This window comes from Roseateles saccharophilus, assembly GCF_004342485.1.
In the GTDB taxonomy this organism is placed as follows: Bacteria; Pseudomonadota; Gammaproteobacteria; order Burkholderiales; family Burkholderiaceae_C; genus Pelomonas; species Pelomonas saccharophila.
In genome coordinates this window covers 16,523-32,206 of the sequence record NZ_SMBU01000022.1, presented here as the reverse complement: position 1 = coordinate 32,206, position 15,684 = coordinate 16,523, and the positions used below count along the sequence as shown (strand labels likewise).

Genomic DNA, 15,684 nt, shown 5'->3' with positions numbered 1-15,684 from the left:
AGTGTCAGGCCCGGGTCATCTCGAAGACGAAGAACTGCTGACGCCGGGTTTCGTCGGTCGATTCGCTAGCGAGTTCCGTGGTCTGCAGGTCCGCTGCTTGCGCGAGGCATTTCATGGCCTCGATTTCGCCGAAGTTGGACTGCACGAAGTAGATGCGCCCCTTGGGTTTCAAGTGCCGGCCCACGCCCTCGAAAAAGCCGGTGTTGGTCTTGAAGTCCGTGTCCCACTGCGACATGGCCACCATGTCATGCGCGGGCTTGTTCCGAAACGGCAGGTTGGCGGTGATGACGTCGAACTGTTCATCACCCAGCGCTTCGAACAGGTTGGACTGCAGCACCTGCATCGTGCCGGCGAAGCCGTGCGCCTGGGCATTGTGGGTGGCACTCCGGATGGCTGCCGGATTGACGTCCACCCCGACGACGCGCCCCGCCCCCCGGTAGCAGGCAAAGACGCCGATGACACCCGAGCCGGTGCCCACGTCAAGCACGCTTTCACCCGACCCGACCTTGAAATGCCTGACCAAAGGCAGGCTGTCGGCGAAAGGCCAGAAGGTGTCGGGGTAAACCAGGAACTCCTTGTCCAGATAGCGGACCTTGCGGCCTTCGGGCGGTACCGATTTGAAGAGCCGCTGCCGCTGCGCCTGCCAATGGTCGGTAAAGCTGGCCAAGTCCATCTGCCACCTCCAAGAGGTCCGTCAGCGATGCGATGGAATTGGCGCGGGCCCTCGAGCCCCTTGCCCCACGTCGCCTGACTCGGCCTTTGGCCGCTAACCTCAAAATTCGTTGACCGCTAGCTTCGCCTGATTCCGATGAGTTCGCAAGATGCCTGCGGAGAAACTGACTGCGTGCGGAACGCACCTTCCTTGCGCTGCAGTCACTGCAAGCCTTGCCGGGGTGGAAGGGGCTCGCAGGGCCGAGCCGGAACCACTGCGCCTCCAGCCGCCCCCTTCGCCAGGCGATGATGTTGTCCAGGTCTGCCAGATTTCAGTTGCATGTCCATGCTCCATGGGCGTTACCGGCATCGCGAGCATGCTGGGGGCACCTGCGGGCGCCGGCGTTCCACTGTTCGCCGCTCGGCTCGATTCGTGCGCGCGACGCCTTGACCCGTCCCGGATCTGCTGGTGGGCCGCGGCGATCGGACACGCGCCGCTTGCCACAGCGAGCCATCGGTGCGTGGCGGCCGGGGCCTCTTCTCGTGCGATTCGCAGTGGTCGCTCATTCCGAAGTGGGCGATGAACACGGCAATCCACTCTTCGGTCGTGTACGTGTAGCGGGGCCGCGATGACGTCGACATGGACCTCGTCCAGCTGCTCCAGATCCTCGACGGTGGCCCGCCGAGGCGGTTCGGCGCGGAGCGCGGCATCGAGTGCGCCTTGGGCCGCTTGCGGCGTGGCGCCGGACATGATTCACAGTTAGGTTCTAGGCTGCAAGCAGTTTGCCGCCCGCAAGCATCAGGGTGAGGGCGATGGCGCTGCGTATCAGTGTCTCCGGCGCACGGGCCGCCCCTAGCGAGCCGAGAACGACGCCGGGGATTGAGCCCAGCAGCAGTTGACCCAGCAGCGCGAAATCCACGTGGCCGAGCATCAAGTGCCCGGTGCCGGCGATCAGCGTGAGCGGTATCGCATGCGCGATGTCGGTGCCAACCAGCTCGGCCGGTTTCATGCGCGTCGGATAGAGGAGCATCAGCATTACTACGCCCAGCGCTCCTCCGCCTACGGACGTCAGCGTGACCAGGACGCCGAGGATCGTTCCGGCCACCACCGTCATCGCCGAGGGCGAGGCCAGCGCGCGCCACTTGGGCATGTATTGGCTCACGGACCGCGCTGCAGCCAGAGCCCTTTTCTTGAACAGGATTGCGAATGCAGTCACGAGGATCACACCACCAAGAGCGTTGACGATCGTCCCTTGATGGATGCGCTCAGCCCCACTGTGATGAAGCCACAGCAACGTGAGCACGGCTGCGGGAAGGCTGCCCAAGCTCAAGCGCCACAGCACCTGCCAGTCGATGCCGCCACGCTTGTGGTGGACAGCCGCGCCCACGAGCTTGGTGATGGCTGCGAACCACAAGTCCGTGCCAACGGAAGTCGTGGGCGCGAAACCGAATAGCAGCACGAGCAGCGGCGTCATCAGGGAGCCGCCACCCACACCGGTCATGCCCACCAATGCGCCGACACCAAAGCCGGCGAACGCGATCGTCCAGTCCATGGCAGGGCCTTCCTCTGCTGTGCAATGAGATGAGCGAGACGAGGGCCAAAGCGCTGACGAGCGCTCGGTCGGCGGGGATCAGGTGGGATTCGAGTGGGCCTGCAGGCCGTCGCGCAGGCGCGCCAGGTAATCTGCGCGGAAGCGGCGAAGCGCGTGGTCACGGTAGTTGTTCTGCGCAAGCTGTCGCCATGCTTGTGCACGCCCGCGCGCGGAGCGATCTTGGCAGCTGGCAAGTGCGCTCTCGTTGGGCAGTGCGCTCTGGGCCCCGGTCATGAATTCGTAACCGTAATGCAGCATGTGCTCGCGAGCCACGGTCTCGATGGTCTCGATCTCGTCGCCGCTGAGCTGACTCTTGAACTTGTCCTTGTTGGCCGGGATGGGTGCGAAGCAGTTCGAGCTCCACAGATCGGACATCTTCGACAGTTGCTGCGCCTCCTGCGAGTCGGCCACGTCCAGCATTTGCGGCAGGAACTCGATGCCCATGAAGACGCAGACGTTTCTCAGCGTTCGCTCCTGGTCGGACAGGAAGTCTTCGTAGCGGATGGTCAGCACGCGCTCGGGATGTCGCTGGGCGAGCGCGCGACCTGCGTCGTGGGCCTCGACCCATGTCTTCGCGTTCAGTGTGGTGTCGAAGTCGTGGATGATCGCTCGGTTCATCGACGCCACCTGCGCGCGCGGGTCCCGCACGACGTTGAGGAACAGCATGTCGGGGAAGATCTGCATCAGCTCGGTCGCGTAGTGCACGCTGTCGAGCGACTTGTCCATGACGATCTTCGCGCCATGGTGCTCGCCGGCGCGCAGCAACAACTCCCACACGACGCGATGCACGCTGCGTGATTGAGCCTGGATGGCATCGAAGACCTCGGCAGGGTCGAACACGACCCCGGGCCACTTGACCATGCTGGCCGCCTGCAGGCCCACCACGTCCACCACGAGCTGGAAATAGTTCCGGTCGTCATCGAGATCGCCGTACATCGGCACGAGCGGCATGAAGTCGATGATGTGCAGCGGGTAGGGTGAGTAGAACTCGCGGTTGAAGTTCAGGCGCAGCCGCAAGGCATGGCTACCGCAGCGGCGTAACGGCACCATCAGCAGCGGGCGCGGGCGGCGCGAGCCGCCGCGATTCTCGGTCGAAGTCATTTGTGATCTCCCTTGATGTGCAGAAAGAAGTCGGCGATGAAGCCGTCCAACGCCGAATCGGGCAACTGGTCGACGCCGGCTGCCGCCGAGCGCCCGTTGCCGCCGGGGTAACGACGGCACAGGACATCGGCGCCGGCAGTGCAATTCGCGGCGACACGCACGCTGGCGAGGTAGCCGCCGTCGGTGCGGCTGGTGAGCACGGCGATGGACTTGCGCGCGTACAGCGCGGCGCGCTGGTTGGCCAACGTGCCGGCGAGCCGACGTGCCCACGGCTCGCCAGGCAACAGGTACAGCTCGCCCGTGTCGTCCTGCCGGTATGGCCGCAGTGAGGCCAGGCCGCGCCTGTCGAGCTCGTAGCCTTCAGCGAGATGCCCGTATTCCGGCGCATGGTCGATGAAGTCGAAGGGGCTCTCGAACTCGTGCAGCGCCTCGTAGAGCACTCGAGGGTGCAGGTGCAGGTCTTCGGCCGTTTCGCCGTAGGCGTTGTAGTTCAGCAGCAGGCCAAGGCGCCCCAGGCACGCCGTCGCCGGCTCGTCGTGCCCGCGTTGCTGCGCCAATGCGCCCGCGACGCCGAGCAGGTTGTCGCCGAATGCGCCGACGATGGCCCAGTCCCTGAACCGCCCGCCCACATGTTGATCGACGAGTAGCGCGCTGCAAACGCCCTTCGACGTGTCGATGAGGCTGGTCAAGCGCGGATGTTCGAAGAGGTTGTGGGCGGCGTGGTGGTCGATGTAGTGCACGCGGCCGCCGGCGTCCAGCACGCGGCGCACACCGGTTTCGTTGCGGTCGAAGCAGAGGTCCAGCACCGTGGCATCCGCCGCTTCTCCAGCGGGCAAGTGGCGCAACAGCTCGATGTCTCGCTTCACGCCGGTGACGAGCGTCGCCTCGCGTGGTTCGGCCATGCGAAGCTGATGCAGTGCGCAGATGCCGTCGGCATCGCCGTTGAACAGGTCGTAGGCGTGGTCGTTCACTGGACGAGCCCGCGTTCGCACAGGTAGCTCATCAGCTGGTCGGCTGACTGATGGAGATCAAGCTGACTCGTGTCGATACGCAGGGCGGGGTCCTCGGGCGCCTCGTAAGGTGCGGAGATGCCGGTGAAATGAGTGATGAGACCGGCGCGCGCCCTTCCGTACAAGCCTTTGGGGTCGCGCTCCTCGCAGACCTGCAGGTCTGCGCTGACATGAACCTCGACGAAACGCTCGTCTCCGATGATGGCGCGCGCCATGGCGCGGTCTGCCCGGTGCGGCGATATCAGCGCGCTGAAGACGATCAACCCTGCGTCGTTCATCAGCGAGGCCACTTCGGCGGTGCGGCGGATGTTCTCGTGGCGGTCCTGGGCGGTGAAGCCGAGGTCTCGATTGAGATGGTGGCGCAGGTTGTCGCCGTCGAGCACGAAAGCCAGGCTGCCCTTGCCGAGCAGACGGCGCTCCATCTCGTAGGCCAAGGTGGACTTGCCAGCTCCGCTCAACCCCGTGAGCCATACCGTGGCGGGCCGCTGGTTCAACAGGCGCTCTCGATGTTCCAGCAAGACATGGCTTGGATGCCGGAATACATTGATTTGCGTCGCGCGCGCAGGCACACGGACGGCATCCAGCGGCTCGCGCGTCGGTTGCATGGTCGGCACTCCCTGCCATTGTCTTGCGGCGTTATGCTCCTCCGCAGGAGAGTCGCTGTCAATGGAATTCGACCGGGGACTGCAGCGAAATTCGCGCGCCTGCACTGTCGCGCACTGATTTCAAGTTGCGGCGTTCGTGAACTATTTCCTCTTCGCCATTTGTGTCGGTTTTGCGACGTATCTGCAAGGACTCACCGGATTTGCATTCGCGCTGGTGCTTCTGACGCTGAGCAGTCTTTTGCAGCTCGCCTCGGTGGGCGATGCAGCCAACGCAGCCACGGTGCTTGGACTGCTCAACGCGATCGTGTACTTGCGCGCGCATCCGCTGACACCGCAATGGCGTGTCGTGTTGCCGGCCCTGCCGGGCGGCCTCGTGGGGGTAGGGTTCGGCGTGCTGCTTCTGGGCTGGCTCAGCAGCAATGCCGTGCAGCTACTGGGGCTGATGCTGGGGGCGACCATCATCGCCTGTGCCGCGCTGCTGCTCGTTCAGCAGCGCACGCGAGCCTCGATGTCAATGCCGCTCTCCTATGGCGTGGCGGGCGCGTTGTCCGGGTTGTTGGGCGGTCTCTTCTCCGCGGCGGGACCTCCGCTCGTGTTCCACATGTATCGACAACCGCTGCCGCAAGAGGCGATTCGACAATGCTTGTTCGTGGCGGTCGCTGTCAATAGCCTGGTGCGCCTCATATTGGTGCTGGCCGTCGGGCGATTTTCGCGGGAGGCGCTGCTGCTGAGTCTGTGCGCCGTGCCCATCGTCTACGGCGTCAGTAGGGTGCAGAGGCGCTTTCCGTTACGTGTGGGTTCAATTCAGATCCGAAGGTTCGTCGCGCTTTTGCTGATGTTGGCCGGCGCGGTATTGCTGGTGCATGGCGCGAGGTGAGAAATCGGCTATCGAAGGGCCTTTCGCGATCGTGCCCCAATGAGGTGCGCCGGCATTCATTGCGGGAAAGATCAGTCGCGTCACGTCAGCGCAAAGCGCTGGCATCGAGCAAGCCGGGGCACCGTGGAGCCAGATGGATCAGGTCACGCAAGAAGGCGTAGCGTTGGTCGAGGAGACTTCGGCCGTAGCGAAGGGCCCGAAGACACGGGCGTAGCCATTGGCGCAGGCGGCCTTGGTCTTCGAGTTGGGCTGCGGGTCGGCTGCGTATGTGACAAGTGACGAAAAAGACTGGCACCGACTCACACCAGTCGCACCGCTAGCAGTCATGATATGCGTTCGAGTGGCCAATGTATTTGGCCGTTTAGCCACCAGGGAGAGAGAACGATGGGATTCCTGACTGACCTGCGCATCGGCCAGCGCCTCGGCATGGCCTTCGCGATTTCCATTGGCTTTTGCGTGCTGTTGGCGGGCTATGCCCGCGTGCAGCTCTGGCAGATCAACGACCAGTTGACGGTCATGGTCAATGACCGGATCGTCAAGGTCGAACAGCTCATGGCGATCAAGAACAACGCCAATCTCACGGCTCGGGCGGTGCGCAACATCATGCTCTTGAACGACGAGAACGCGATGAAGCAGGAGATGAGCACCATCGCGGCCAACCGCAAGAGCACGGTCGAGCTGTACGAGAAACTGCAGCAGACCATCGTTGACGGCGAGGGGGCGAAACTGATGGCCGCGGCCAAGGAGGCGAGGGCAGGCTATACCTCGTCGATGCAGCGGGCGTTGGACCTTGCGCAACAACAGCAGAAGGACGCCGCTCGCGACGCGCTGCTGGGCGAGGTCCGAACGAGCCAACGACACTATTTCGCGACATTGGATGCGCTGGTCGATTTCCAGCGAGGGCTGATGCGTGAGTCGGCCCGGGCTGCCGACGCTTCGGTGGCCTTCGCTTCGGTGGCTGTCCTGGTGGCCGCCGGAGCGGCCGTGATGATCGGCGCGGCGATGGCCCTGTTGATCACACGCTCCGTCGTCGCGCCTATCCGTGAGGCCGTCGCGGCGGCCGAAACGGTGGCCTCGGGCGACCTGCGGCTGCGGCTGGCGACGACGCGCAAGGACGAGGCCGGCCAACTGCTCGGTGCGCTGCAACGCATGAATGACGGCCTCGTTGGCATCGTTGGCACGGTGCGTGGCAATGCGGACAGTGTCGCGACGGCCAGCGGTCAGATCGCCCAGGGCAACGCCGAGCTGAGCCAGCGCACCGAGGAGCAGGCCAGCAATCTGCAGCAGACGGCCGCATCGATGGAAGAGCTCAGCGCGACCGTCAACCACAACACCGATACCGCTAGCCAGGCCGCCCAATTGGCCGACAGCGCCGCTCGCATGGCCGGCAACGGCGGCCAAGTCATGAGTCAGGTCATCGAAACGATGGACCAGATCACGACGAGCTCGAAGAAGATCGCCGACATCATCGGCACCATCGACGGCATCGCCTTCCAAACCAATATCCTGGCGTTGAACGCGGCTGTCGAAGCTGCGCGTGCCGGGGAGCAGGGGCGCGGCTTCGCGGTCGTGGCCGGCGAGGTGCGTACCTTGGCTCAGCGTAGCGCCGAGGCCTCGCGCGAAATCAAGACGTTGATCGGCAGCAGCGTCGAGCGTGTCGAGGCCGGCAACGCACTGGTCGGCGAAGCCGGCCGCACCATTGGCGAGGTGGTCGACCAGGTCAGGCGGGTCGCCGATCTGATCAGCGAGATCAGCACGGCCAGCAGCGAGCAGAGCAAGGGGATCGCCCAGGTCGGCGAGGCCGTCACTCAGCTCGACCAGGTCACGCAACAAAACGCGGCTCTCGTCGAGGAGAGCGCCGCGGCAGCCGAAAGCCTGCGCATCCAAGCCCGGCAGCTTGCCGAGAAGGTGGCCACCTTCAAGCTCGATGTGCCTACTGAACGGCCCCGGGGGGGAGCCAACCCGCCGGCGTCGGCTGCGCTCAAGCCCAAGCTTGCCAAGGCTGAACTCGCGGTCAAGCCCACCCTGAAGAAGGCCGCTAGACCCGCCTTTGCCGGCGTCGTCGTCGCCGAGGCCGACAAGGGCGAGTGGACGTCGTTCTAGCTCCGGCTCAAGCGACCGAGTTTGCCGGACTGCCGACGGCGCTCGCATGTGGGGGCGTCGCCGCCGTGCAGTCATGGGCCAGGTCTTGCCGCAACAGGGGCGGCGCGCATCGACGTCGTCGAGATCAATCCGCATGTGATCGCGCTCAGAGACATGTTTCATGTGCCGCCTGACGATGCTCGGTTTTCGGTGCGCAGAGGCGACGGCGCGGATTTCGCGCGCTCGGCCCCTCATCGCATGGACGTCTTGATGGTCGACGGCTACGGCATCGAGGGCATTCCGCCAGCGTTGTGTTCGCAACGCTTCTACGACGACTGTCGGGATTCGCTGCATGAGACAGGCGACCAAGCCGAGCAAGTCGAAGCGGTAGGTGAAGGCGGCCAGGTACGTGTCGGCATATTTGGCTGTCGGCCGTCTTCGAGTGCCTGCAGGCCCTGCGTGAGCTGTTGTGGGCCCAATACAGCTCGCGGATCCAGCAAGCCTGGCGCGACCAACTCGTCCCCGACGACTACGCCGCCTGCTCTGGACCCGGAGGCGCCGTTTTAACGTCTCCGCCGTCGCTGGCGCATCCCTCATCCCATTGACCTGAGCCCCCCCCCGCGGGGGCTCCGCCGCTTCTCGCGCCGGCTACTGGCTCAAGCTCAAAACCGCGTCCTCACCGCCGAATAGGCGCGAATCCTGACAACCGCCAACACCTTGCGAGATGTCATCGCCAGCCACCGGCGAGCGGCTGCTGTGCAATTGACAGGCTCAAGGTTCCCGGCAGGGCAGGCCCTCTCGTTGCTCGGCACGGCCGATGCGGCACAACTCCAGCCAATAGCTGTGCATGAAGTCGGGGTAGTGGGCCGCGAAGGGTTTGCTGGCGGGCGAGTGGTACCAGGTGGTCAATACCGGTGGCGATAGGCGGCGCAGCTTTTGCGTCACCTCGGGAAGCTGGGCCGCGATCGCCGGGTCGGGCAGGATGGCCACCAGATGGCGGCCCGATAGCAACTTGGCCAGTGCGCCGGGCGTGTCCGGGGCGCGATCCACCGTCCAGCCCTTGTCGCGGCTCACCTCGGCCAGAGCCTGCACCGGTGCTATGCCGACGCTGAACTCGGCCGGCCCACTGAGAATGTCGCCGTCCCAACTGACGCGGGTCTCGCCGGTCAGTACATACAGCGAGTAGCTGGCGCGGTAGAAGCCCAGCATGGCGTCGGACTGGCCGCGCGCCATCGGCAGCGCTCCCTGCTCGTGAAGGCTGCCGTCGACCAGCGCAACGGCCCAGATGTCTATGCTCCCACGCTCCAGTTCGACGCGGCCGCGCCGTATCGGCATGCGCTCGAAGCTCAGTGTCGGCGAGCATCCGCTGCGCGACACAGCCTGCCTCACCCAGTCGATCAGCCGTCCCTGCGGCGCGACTCCGCGCCCGCCGGCCAGCACCAGCGGGCGCAACTCATAGTCGACGACGCCGATGCGAAGCTGGCTTGGACAACCGTTGGCGACGGCCGGCGGCGCCAGCAGAGCCAGCAGCAGTCCAACGGTCGTCAGGCTCGGCGCGATCACAGGCTGAGAGCGTTGTTTTTTGCATACGCCATGTAGCGTAGCGGCATCCACCCATCGGGCAGCAGATTCACGACCTACCATCCGGGCCGTCACTCAGGCACTCGACTCAGGGTATCCGCGATCGCCCGGACACTGTCCGCGATCAGTGGCATGGCGATTGATGCCCTCCCGCAGCACATCCGCGACCAGAACACAGGCGTCGCGCCCTTCAGACTTCAGGCGTCGTCGGCAGGCGCTCGCAAGGGTTGTCTTGCCTGCGCCGGGCAACCCGGTCAGCCGATAGCAAGTGCCGATCTGGATGTTGCCCATCAAGTGGAGGCTGGCTTTGCTGCGAAGTTCAACAGGCGGGCCACCTGCGGCACGATCTCGCTGAAGGCGTTTTCCTTCTCGATCACAGCCAGCACGCCAACCCGTCGTGCCTGCTCGCGGAGTTCGTCAGTGATCAGGCCGGAGCTGATCGCGATGGGAAGCCCGGGCCGGATGGCCGCCACTTCACGGGCCACCTCCAGCCCCGACAGGCCGGGCATGTTGAAGTCGGTGATGAAGACTTTGACCCTTTGGGACGCATCTCGGACGGCGGCTAAAGCGCTATGTGCGTCCTGAAACCCGCTGCATCGGTAACCCGCCTTCTCGAGAATCCGGACCATGACGAGCATGACGGTCTCGTCGTCATCAAGATAGACCACGTGCTCTCCTCGCGCAGGCTCGACTGGCGCTGGGGGCTCGGTCGGCATTGCCAATGCAGGTACTGCGGATGTCGCAGGAAGGTGCACATGGAAGGTGCTGCCCGCCCCGGGATCGCTGTCTACGGAGATGCTGCCGTGATGACTCATGACGATGCCATGCACGACCGACAGCCCCAGTCCGGTACCTTGCCCGGTGGACTTGGTGGTGAAGAAGGGCTCAAAGATCCTGGCGAGCGTTGAAGCATCTATGCCGGAGCCCGTGTCCTTCACCCAGAGATGAACATGCGGGCCTGCGACAAGGCCACGCATACGGGCGGTGGCCGTGTCGATGTGCGTGGCCTCCAAGCCGATGTCGATCTGTCCCGGCTCGCCGTGCAGCGCGTGCCAGGCATTCGTGCACAGGTTCATCAAGACCTGCTGCAACTGGGTCGCGTCGGCGTTCGCGTACAGCGGCGTTTTTCCCTGCCGCAGCCTCAGCTCGACGCTGGCGGGCAGCGTTGCGCGCAGCAGCCGGAAGGTCTCCTCGACGACGGGCCCCAGCGGAATGTTCTGCAACTGTTGCGGCTGGCGTCGGCTGAAGGTCAATATTTGCCGGACCAAGTCACGAGCCCGCACGCTCGCCTGCTGGACTTGGCCCAACGCGACTTGCACAGGGTGATCAGGCGGCAAGTCGGACCTAGCCAGCTCAAGGTTGCCAAGGATGGCGCCGAGGAGGTTGTTGAAGTCATGGGCAATGCCGCCGGCCAGGGTACCCAGGGACTCCATCTTCTGGGCCTGGTGGAGCTGCGCCTCGAATCGGCTCAATTCGGCTTCCGCCTGCCGGTGGGCGGCGCGCCTTGCGGCCTGGCCCAACTCACGCTCGAGCGCGGGGCCGAGACGATTCATGTTCTCCTTCATCACGTAGTCGTTGGCACCTGCCTGCATCGCCGAGACAGCGGTTTCCTCGCCGATCGTTCCTGAGACGAAGATGAAGGGAACGTCCAGCGCCGCCTTGCGGAACTCGGCGAGCGCATCCAGCCCGCTGAAGCCCGGCATGCTGAAGTCGGAGATGACGGCGTCCCAGGGGCCTTCGCCCAAGGCCTTCCTCAGGCTCGTCAGGTCCTGGACGCGCTGGCAGTCCGGCTCGAAACCCGCCCGTCTGAGTTGGCGAATGGCCAAGCGAAAGTCGTTTTCGGAGTCCTCGACAGCGAGGACCTTGATTCGGCGCTCGTTCATGGTGTCCGTCGCCGTGGGATTTGCTTGCGTGCGCGCCAGTACTGGCCAAGCACCTTGACGGCACTGACAAACTCGACGAAATCGACGGGCTTTCGAACGTAGCGGTTTGCGCCGAAGGAATAGGCCGACAGAACGTCTTGCTCTGCCTTGGATGAGGTCAGGATGGCCGTGGGCAGCGGTGCCGTGCGCGTATCAGCGCGCAAGGACTTGAGCACACCCAAGTCATCAAGCTTTGGCAGCTTCAGGTCGACTACGACCAGCGTCGGCAAATACGTCCCGACTCCGCCGGCATGGGCGCCGCGCGCAAAGGGAAAGTTGAGTGCCTCGACGCCATCGCGGGCGACAGCGAGCGGGTCCGTCAGATGGCTGCGCTTAGAGGCCCGCGGTGTCAGCGCGACGTCGGCCGGGTTGGCTTCACCCCGCAGGATGGTCTTATTCTCATCGTTCATCATCATGTTCCGTTAGACGGAAATGAAAGGTCGCGCCATGGCTGACGGACGCATTGGCCCCCAACAACCAGCCGTGGCGGCGCATCACGCGTTGGGCGATGGCCAGGCCGACGCCAGTGCCCCGGAAATCGACCTCGTGATGAAGGTACTGAAACGCGTCGAGCAGCCGCGAGACATGGGTCACGTCAAAGCCAGCGCCGTTGTCCGACACGAAGCAGACCTGTTGCCCGTCCCCAACCCCGGTACCGACATGGATGACCGCGTCTTCGACCTTGCCCGGGAACTTCCTGGCGACACGAAGCTTGGATACCCCCGCGGTGGTCTGGCACCGGCGATGGGTCAATCCGCACAGGGCCGTTAGCAACGCAATCCCACCGATGCCGACCAGGAACGGGCAACGCTGTAGAAGGAATGGGATAGGTGCGTGCACTCAAGCCTCCCTAACCAGCTCTACGACGGTGCGCCTAGAGTAGTTATTGCTGGCGGCACGCGAGTACAGAAAGCCTACGAGCCTGCTCGCTCCTTGACAAGGCTCGTTTGATGCTTTTTCGAGTGGGTCGTCTTGATTACATTGTTAGCACGGCAACATATAGCCGTTCTACGTAGTCGAACGAGCAGGTGCCCCGGCGACCGCCGAGGCCCGCGTCGAGTGCCTGCACATGCAGCTGGGCGACGCCGCCCTGAAGGTCGACACGGCACCATGCGTCGGGCGTCAACATCGGGCCCACGGGAGAGACGTCGCTGCGCCCGGCCCAAGCCAAGGAGGTGCCGTAGTCGATCATTGCGTGCAACAACGCCATGCGGCCTAGATTCAATACTGTTCAGATACGAAGGACAGGAATTGGTTGTTGCCTGCGATGTAGTACGGCGCCGCGATGGCGGACGGTGAAGTTACTCATCTTGCGTTTGACCCCGCGCGGGTTGCTGCGGCCTCGGCTGCTGGAGCACAGCCCACGACCGATCTCCGCGAGCGAGGCATCTCGCCGTTGACCTAGGCGCTCAGGGGGGGGAACAGCCGCGGCTTGCGGCAGTTTTCGCTTGATCGCGCGCACCGCGTGCATGAAGCTCAATCGGTCAGGATAGAGTTCTTGGCGCCAGGCCGCCTGAGCCATGAGTTGGCGCACGGCGAAGCGCGCCAGCAACAGCCCCCACAGTTCTTGCTGCACCAGGTCCGGCGTCTTGCTGCGTGTTACGTCCCGCGTAGTTTTGGACTCGCGGTCCCGAGCTATTCGAGGGCGAGTCGAGGCCGCTGTCTCATGAAGCATCAGGGGGAACTCGCGCCCTGAGCACCGTGAGACGGCGATGGCGAAGGCGCGATGAACAACGCCGCCAGGGGTGGGCTGGCGGCGTTGGCGGTGAGTGCGAGGTGGCGTCAGAACGGCGGATCGTTCGCCGACCGATCGGGGTCGGCGTCCAGGAGGTTGTGGCGGTCTCGATCGTCGAAGTGGCGCCGGATCTGATCGCCGTAGCGCGACTCGAGGAGCATGAACAGGTGCTCGACGAAGAGGTAGAGCTCGACGGCGGCCTCGTCGCTGAGGCGGGGCAGCGGGATGCTGTCGTGCGGCGCTGAAGTGCCGGGCGTGGTCATTGCAACTCCGCGATGGCCTGCTGCAGCAGTTCGTCGGGCAGGTGGTTGAGCCCCTTGGGCACGGCCAGCCGCATGGCGGTGCACAAGATGCGACTGGCCTGGCGGGGCAGCCCCTTGCAGGCCTGGCGCAGGATCTCCAGCCCCGAGTCGGCCAGCAGGGTGTGCGCACAGCCCGCGCTCTTGAGGCCGTGGGCGATGAGCTGTAAGCGTTCCGCGAACGACAGCATCACGCGCCAGCTGGGTGGTGAGCCGGCACAGGTGAATGCGATCACGAACAGATTGGCTCAAGGCGATCTCAGCGTTGAAATTGAACTGGGTGCGAGTGATCGTGCAAGCGTGATGCAGGGTGTGAAAACCATGCGCGACAGCATGGTCGGCATCGTTCGGCAGGTGCGTGACGGATCGGAGTCGGTCGCCAACGCCAGCTCCGAGATTGCCTCCGGAAATCAGGATCTGAGTGCACGCACGGAGAGCCAAGCCAGCGCCCTGCAGCAGACGGCGGCTTCGATGGAAGAGTTGGGGGCGACGGTGCGCAACCACGTCGACAACGCCCTTCAAGCCAACCAGTTGGCGCGCGGCGCATCCCAAATCGCGTCGGAGGGTGGTCAAGTGGTCTCGGAGGTCGTCGAGACCAACATCCTCGCGCTGAACGCGGCAGTCGAGGCCGCACGGGCAGGAGAGCAGGGCAGAGGTTTTGCGGTGGTTGCCGCAGAGGTGCGCTCGCTTGCCGGGCGCAGTGCCGAAGCTGCACGCGAGATCAAGCAACTGATCACGCAGAGCATGGAGCGGGTGGATCGTGGCAACTCACTCGTCGATCAGGCTGGCGAAACGATGGTGAAGGTCGTTGCCAGCATCCAGCGTGTGGCCGACATCGTGGGCGAGATCAGCTCATCCAGCACGGAGCAGCGCTCAGGCGTAAGCCAGGTCGGTGCCGCCGTTTCGCAAATTGATCAAGCTACGCAGCAGAACGCCGCCATGGTCGAGCAAATGGCCGCCGCAGCCGATGGCCTACGCGCGCAGGCCTTGCAACTGGTGCGGAAGGTTGCCACTTTCAAGCTGCCTACGATGAGACGCTGACGGCAGCTCCCTCGGCGGCGGCGGGATAGACCATCTTGGACGTCGTCATCTCGTTGGTGGAGCGACGAGACATTCCGCGTGGCTTGCGCCATGGGCAGCGCCACCCCTGAGCCTCCGTTGACGTCCTTGCTGGACGAGTGCCCGGTACTTTTGGGGGGCTCGAGGCGCCGATCGCCCCAAGCTCCGACGCTCCTGAATTCCACCGGAATTTCGGAAATCCGCACTGCCAGTGTGTGTTCCCTAGTCACCCAATCCATGGACGCCTTAGAGTGGCCGCGGTGGAGCCCGAAAAACGGGACAAGGGAGCATGTATGACGCCAGACGACTTGCTGGGAATGTTCTCGATTTCCGAGGCCGATTTGGCTGAAGTCGCGGCCGCTGGCGTCGTGCTCGACGGGCAGATTGACCAAATCGTGGAGCGCTGGTACGAGTGGCTGCGCAGCCAGCCCGGCGCCATGAAGCTCTTTTCGTCCGACGAGCAGCTGGGCCGAGTGAGGAGCCAGCAGACCCAGCATTGGCGCACCTTTCTGCGCGGCCGCGTGGATGCCGTCTATCTTTCTCAACGCCAACATATCGGGCAGGTGCACGCCAGCATCGACCTACCCAACGACATCTATTTCGCGGGCGTCAGCCAGTTCCTGGCCTTCATTACTGAGCGTCTGCGTGAATTGCGCTCCGACGACTTGGCCGCCGCAGTGCGGCAGACGGCAGCCATCGGCAAGCTGATGCTGCTGGACACCTACGTCGTCATCGACACCATCGCGACGATCGCGCGCGACAAGATCGCGCTTCACGCCAAGGCCGTCATGGAGATGAGCACGCCGGTGACGCCCATCTGGGACAGCATCCTGCTGCTGCCGCTGGTGGGCATCATCGATTCCACGCGTACGGCCGACGTGATGACCAAGTCGCTCACGAAGATCGCCGAGACGCGCGCACGGGTTTTCGTACTCGACATCTCGGGCGTCGCCAGCGTGGACACCGGTGTCGCCAACCAACTCATCAAGATCACGAAGGCCACGCAATTCATGGGCTGCGAGGCCATCATTTCGGGCGTGTCTCCGTCCATCGCGCGGACCATGGTTGAACTGGGCGTGTCGGTCGGCGACATCCAAACGACCGCCACACTGCGCGATGCCTTCGAGATGGCGCTAAAGCGAGTCGGCAAGGCGATCTGAAACCTGCCTC

15 protein-coding genes and 2 pseudogenes are annotated in these 15,684 nt (G+C 64.3%); 4 read left to right on the top strand and 13 right to left on the bottom strand.

What is annotated here, in order from left to right; genetic code table 11:
- Positions 1-4: 4 nt before the first annotated feature.
- From EV671_RS17005 to cysC, 5 genes are all read right to left on the bottom strand, one after another.
- Positions 5-673 (bottom strand): methyltransferase, encoded by a 669-nt coding sequence (locus EV671_RS17005; protein ID WP_132573892.1) that lies wholly within the window; start codon positions 671-673, stop codon positions 5-7.
- A gap of 745 nt (positions 674-1,418) precedes the next feature.
- A complete protein-coding gene (locus tag EV671_RS16995; protein ID WP_132573888.1) occupies positions 1,419-2,204 on the bottom strand; it encodes a sulfite exporter TauE/SafE family protein in 786 nt (261 codons plus the stop codon).
- Positions 2,205-2,282: 78 nt separating this feature from the next.
- Positions 2,283-3,344 (bottom strand): sulfotransferase family protein, encoded by a 1,062-nt coding sequence (locus tag EV671_RS16990; RefSeq protein WP_132573886.1) that lies wholly within the window; start codon positions 3,342-3,344, stop codon positions 2,283-2,285.
- Entirely contained in the window at positions 3,341-4,315 is a 975-nt protein-coding gene (locus EV671_RS16985) for a hypothetical protein (RefSeq protein ID WP_132573884.1), read from the bottom strand. Before EV671_RS16985 ends, EV671_RS16990 begins: the two co-directional genes overlap by 4 nt.
- Positions 4,312-5,022, bottom strand: a complete 711-nt coding sequence (cysC, locus tag EV671_RS16980) for an adenylyl-sulfate kinase (protein WP_415840439.1) — start codon at positions 5,020-5,022, stop codon at positions 4,312-4,314. Before cysC ends, EV671_RS16985 begins: the two co-directional genes overlap by 4 nt.
- A gap of 73 nt (positions 5,023-5,095) precedes the next feature.
- Between cysC and EV671_RS16975 the strand changes: the two genes are divergently transcribed.
- Entirely contained in the window at positions 5,096-5,836 is a 741-nt protein-coding gene (locus tag EV671_RS16975) for a TSUP family transporter (protein ID WP_132573880.1), read from the top strand.
- 330 nt (positions 5,837-6,166) lie between these two features.
- Positions 6,167-7,939 carry a methyl-accepting chemotaxis protein gene (locus EV671_RS27800; protein WP_165917616.1) on the top strand — a complete coding sequence of 591 codons (1,773 nt, stop codon included), beginning with the start codon at positions 6,167-6,169 and terminating at the stop codon, positions 7,937-7,939.
- 750 nt (positions 7,940-8,689) lie between these two features.
- Here EV671_RS27800 and EV671_RS16965 read toward each other — a convergent pair.
- The 8 genes and pseudogenes from EV671_RS16965 to EV671_RS27470 all read right to left on the bottom strand — a co-directional run bounded on the left by EV671_RS16965 (position 8,690) and on the right by EV671_RS27470 (position 13,691).
- Positions 8,690-9,481 (bottom strand): hypothetical protein, encoded by a 792-nt coding sequence (locus tag EV671_RS16965; protein ID WP_132573878.1) that lies wholly within the window; start codon positions 9,479-9,481, stop codon positions 8,690-8,692.
- A gap of 93 nt (positions 9,482-9,574) precedes the next feature.
- Positions 9,575-9,790, bottom strand: coding sequence for an adenylyl-sulfate kinase (locus EV671_RS16960; protein ID WP_132573876.1), 216 nt, complete (start codon positions 9,788-9,790; stop codon positions 9,575-9,577).
- Positions 9,790-11,382, bottom strand: a complete 1,593-nt coding sequence (locus EV671_RS16955; RefSeq protein WP_132573874.1) for a response regulator — start codon at positions 11,380-11,382, stop codon at positions 9,790-9,792. Before EV671_RS16955 ends, EV671_RS16960 begins: the two co-directional genes overlap by 1 nt.
- A complete protein-coding gene (locus EV671_RS16950) occupies positions 11,379-11,831 on the bottom strand; it encodes a response regulator (RefSeq protein ID WP_132573872.1) in 453 nt (150 codons plus the stop codon). Before EV671_RS16950 ends, EV671_RS16955 begins: the two co-directional genes overlap by 4 nt.
- Entirely contained in the window at positions 11,821-12,261 is a 441-nt protein-coding gene (locus tag EV671_RS16945) for an ATP-binding protein (RefSeq protein ID WP_132573870.1), read from the bottom strand. Before EV671_RS16945 ends, EV671_RS16950 begins: the two co-directional genes overlap by 11 nt.
- Before the next feature lie 574 nt (positions 12,262-12,835).
- Positions 12,836-13,024, bottom strand: a pseudogene (locus EV671_RS16940) (IS4 family transposase); the annotation flags it as partial.
- Positions 13,025-13,203: 179 nt separating this feature from the next.
- Positions 13,204-13,419 (bottom strand): hypothetical protein, encoded by a 216-nt coding sequence (locus EV671_RS16935; RefSeq protein ID WP_132573868.1) that lies wholly within the window; start codon positions 13,417-13,419, stop codon positions 13,204-13,206.
- On the bottom strand, positions 13,416-13,691 hold the full coding sequence (locus EV671_RS27470; RefSeq protein WP_243655782.1) for a hypothetical protein: 276 nt from the start codon (positions 13,689-13,691) through the stop codon (positions 13,416-13,418). The genes EV671_RS16935 and EV671_RS27470 overlap by 4 nt, the downstream gene beginning before the upstream one ends.
- Between EV671_RS27470 and EV671_RS16930 the strand changes: the two are divergent.
- A pseudogene (locus EV671_RS16930) lies at positions 13,645-14,496 on the top strand (methyl-accepting chemotaxis protein); the annotation flags it as partial. The gene EV671_RS27470 and the pseudogene EV671_RS16930 sit on opposite strands and share 47 nt — an antisense overlap.
- 311 nt (positions 14,497-14,807) lie before the next feature.
- A complete protein-coding gene (locus tag EV671_RS16925) occupies positions 14,808-15,674 on the top strand; it encodes a protoglobin domain-containing protein (protein WP_132573864.1) in 867 nt (288 codons plus the stop codon).
- Positions 15,675-15,684: the final 10 nt, after the last annotated feature.

Bases quoted from the DNA above. Each gene is read 5' to 3' on its own strand.
- EV671_RS16950 (WP_132573872.1), bottom strand. From the start codon at position 11,831: ATGAACGATGAGAATAAGACCATCCTGCGGGGTGAAGCCAACCCGGCC.
- EV671_RS16960 (WP_132573876.1), bottom strand. From the start codon at position 9,790: ATGGGCAACATCCAGATCGGCACTTGCTATCGGCTGACCGGGTTGCCC.
- EV671_RS16955 (WP_132573874.1), bottom strand. From the start codon at position 11,382: ATGAACGAGCGCCGAATCAAGGTCCTCGCTGTCGAGGACTCCGAAAAC.
- EV671_RS16925 (WP_132573864.1), top strand. From the start codon at position 14,808: ATGACGCCAGACGACTTGCTGGGAATGTTCTCGATTTCCGAGGCCGAT.
- EV671_RS17005 (WP_132573892.1), bottom strand. From the start codon at position 673: ATGGACTTGGCCAGCTTTACCGACCATTGGCAGGCGCAGCGGCAGCGG.
- EV671_RS16935 (WP_132573868.1), bottom strand. From the start codon at position 13,419: ATGACCACGCCCGGCACTTCAGCGCCGCACGACAGCATCCCGCTGCCC.
- EV671_RS16990 (WP_132573886.1), bottom strand. From the start codon at position 3,344: ATGACTTCGACCGAGAATCGCGGCGGCTCGCGCCGCCCGCGCCCGCTG.
- EV671_RS16995 (WP_132573888.1), bottom strand. From the start codon at position 2,204: ATGGACTGGACGATCGCGTTCGCCGGCTTTGGTGTCGGCGCATTGGTG.
- EV671_RS27800 (WP_165917616.1), top strand. From the start codon at position 6,167: ATGCGTTCGAGTGGCCAATGTATTTGGCCGTTTAGCCACCAGGGAGAG.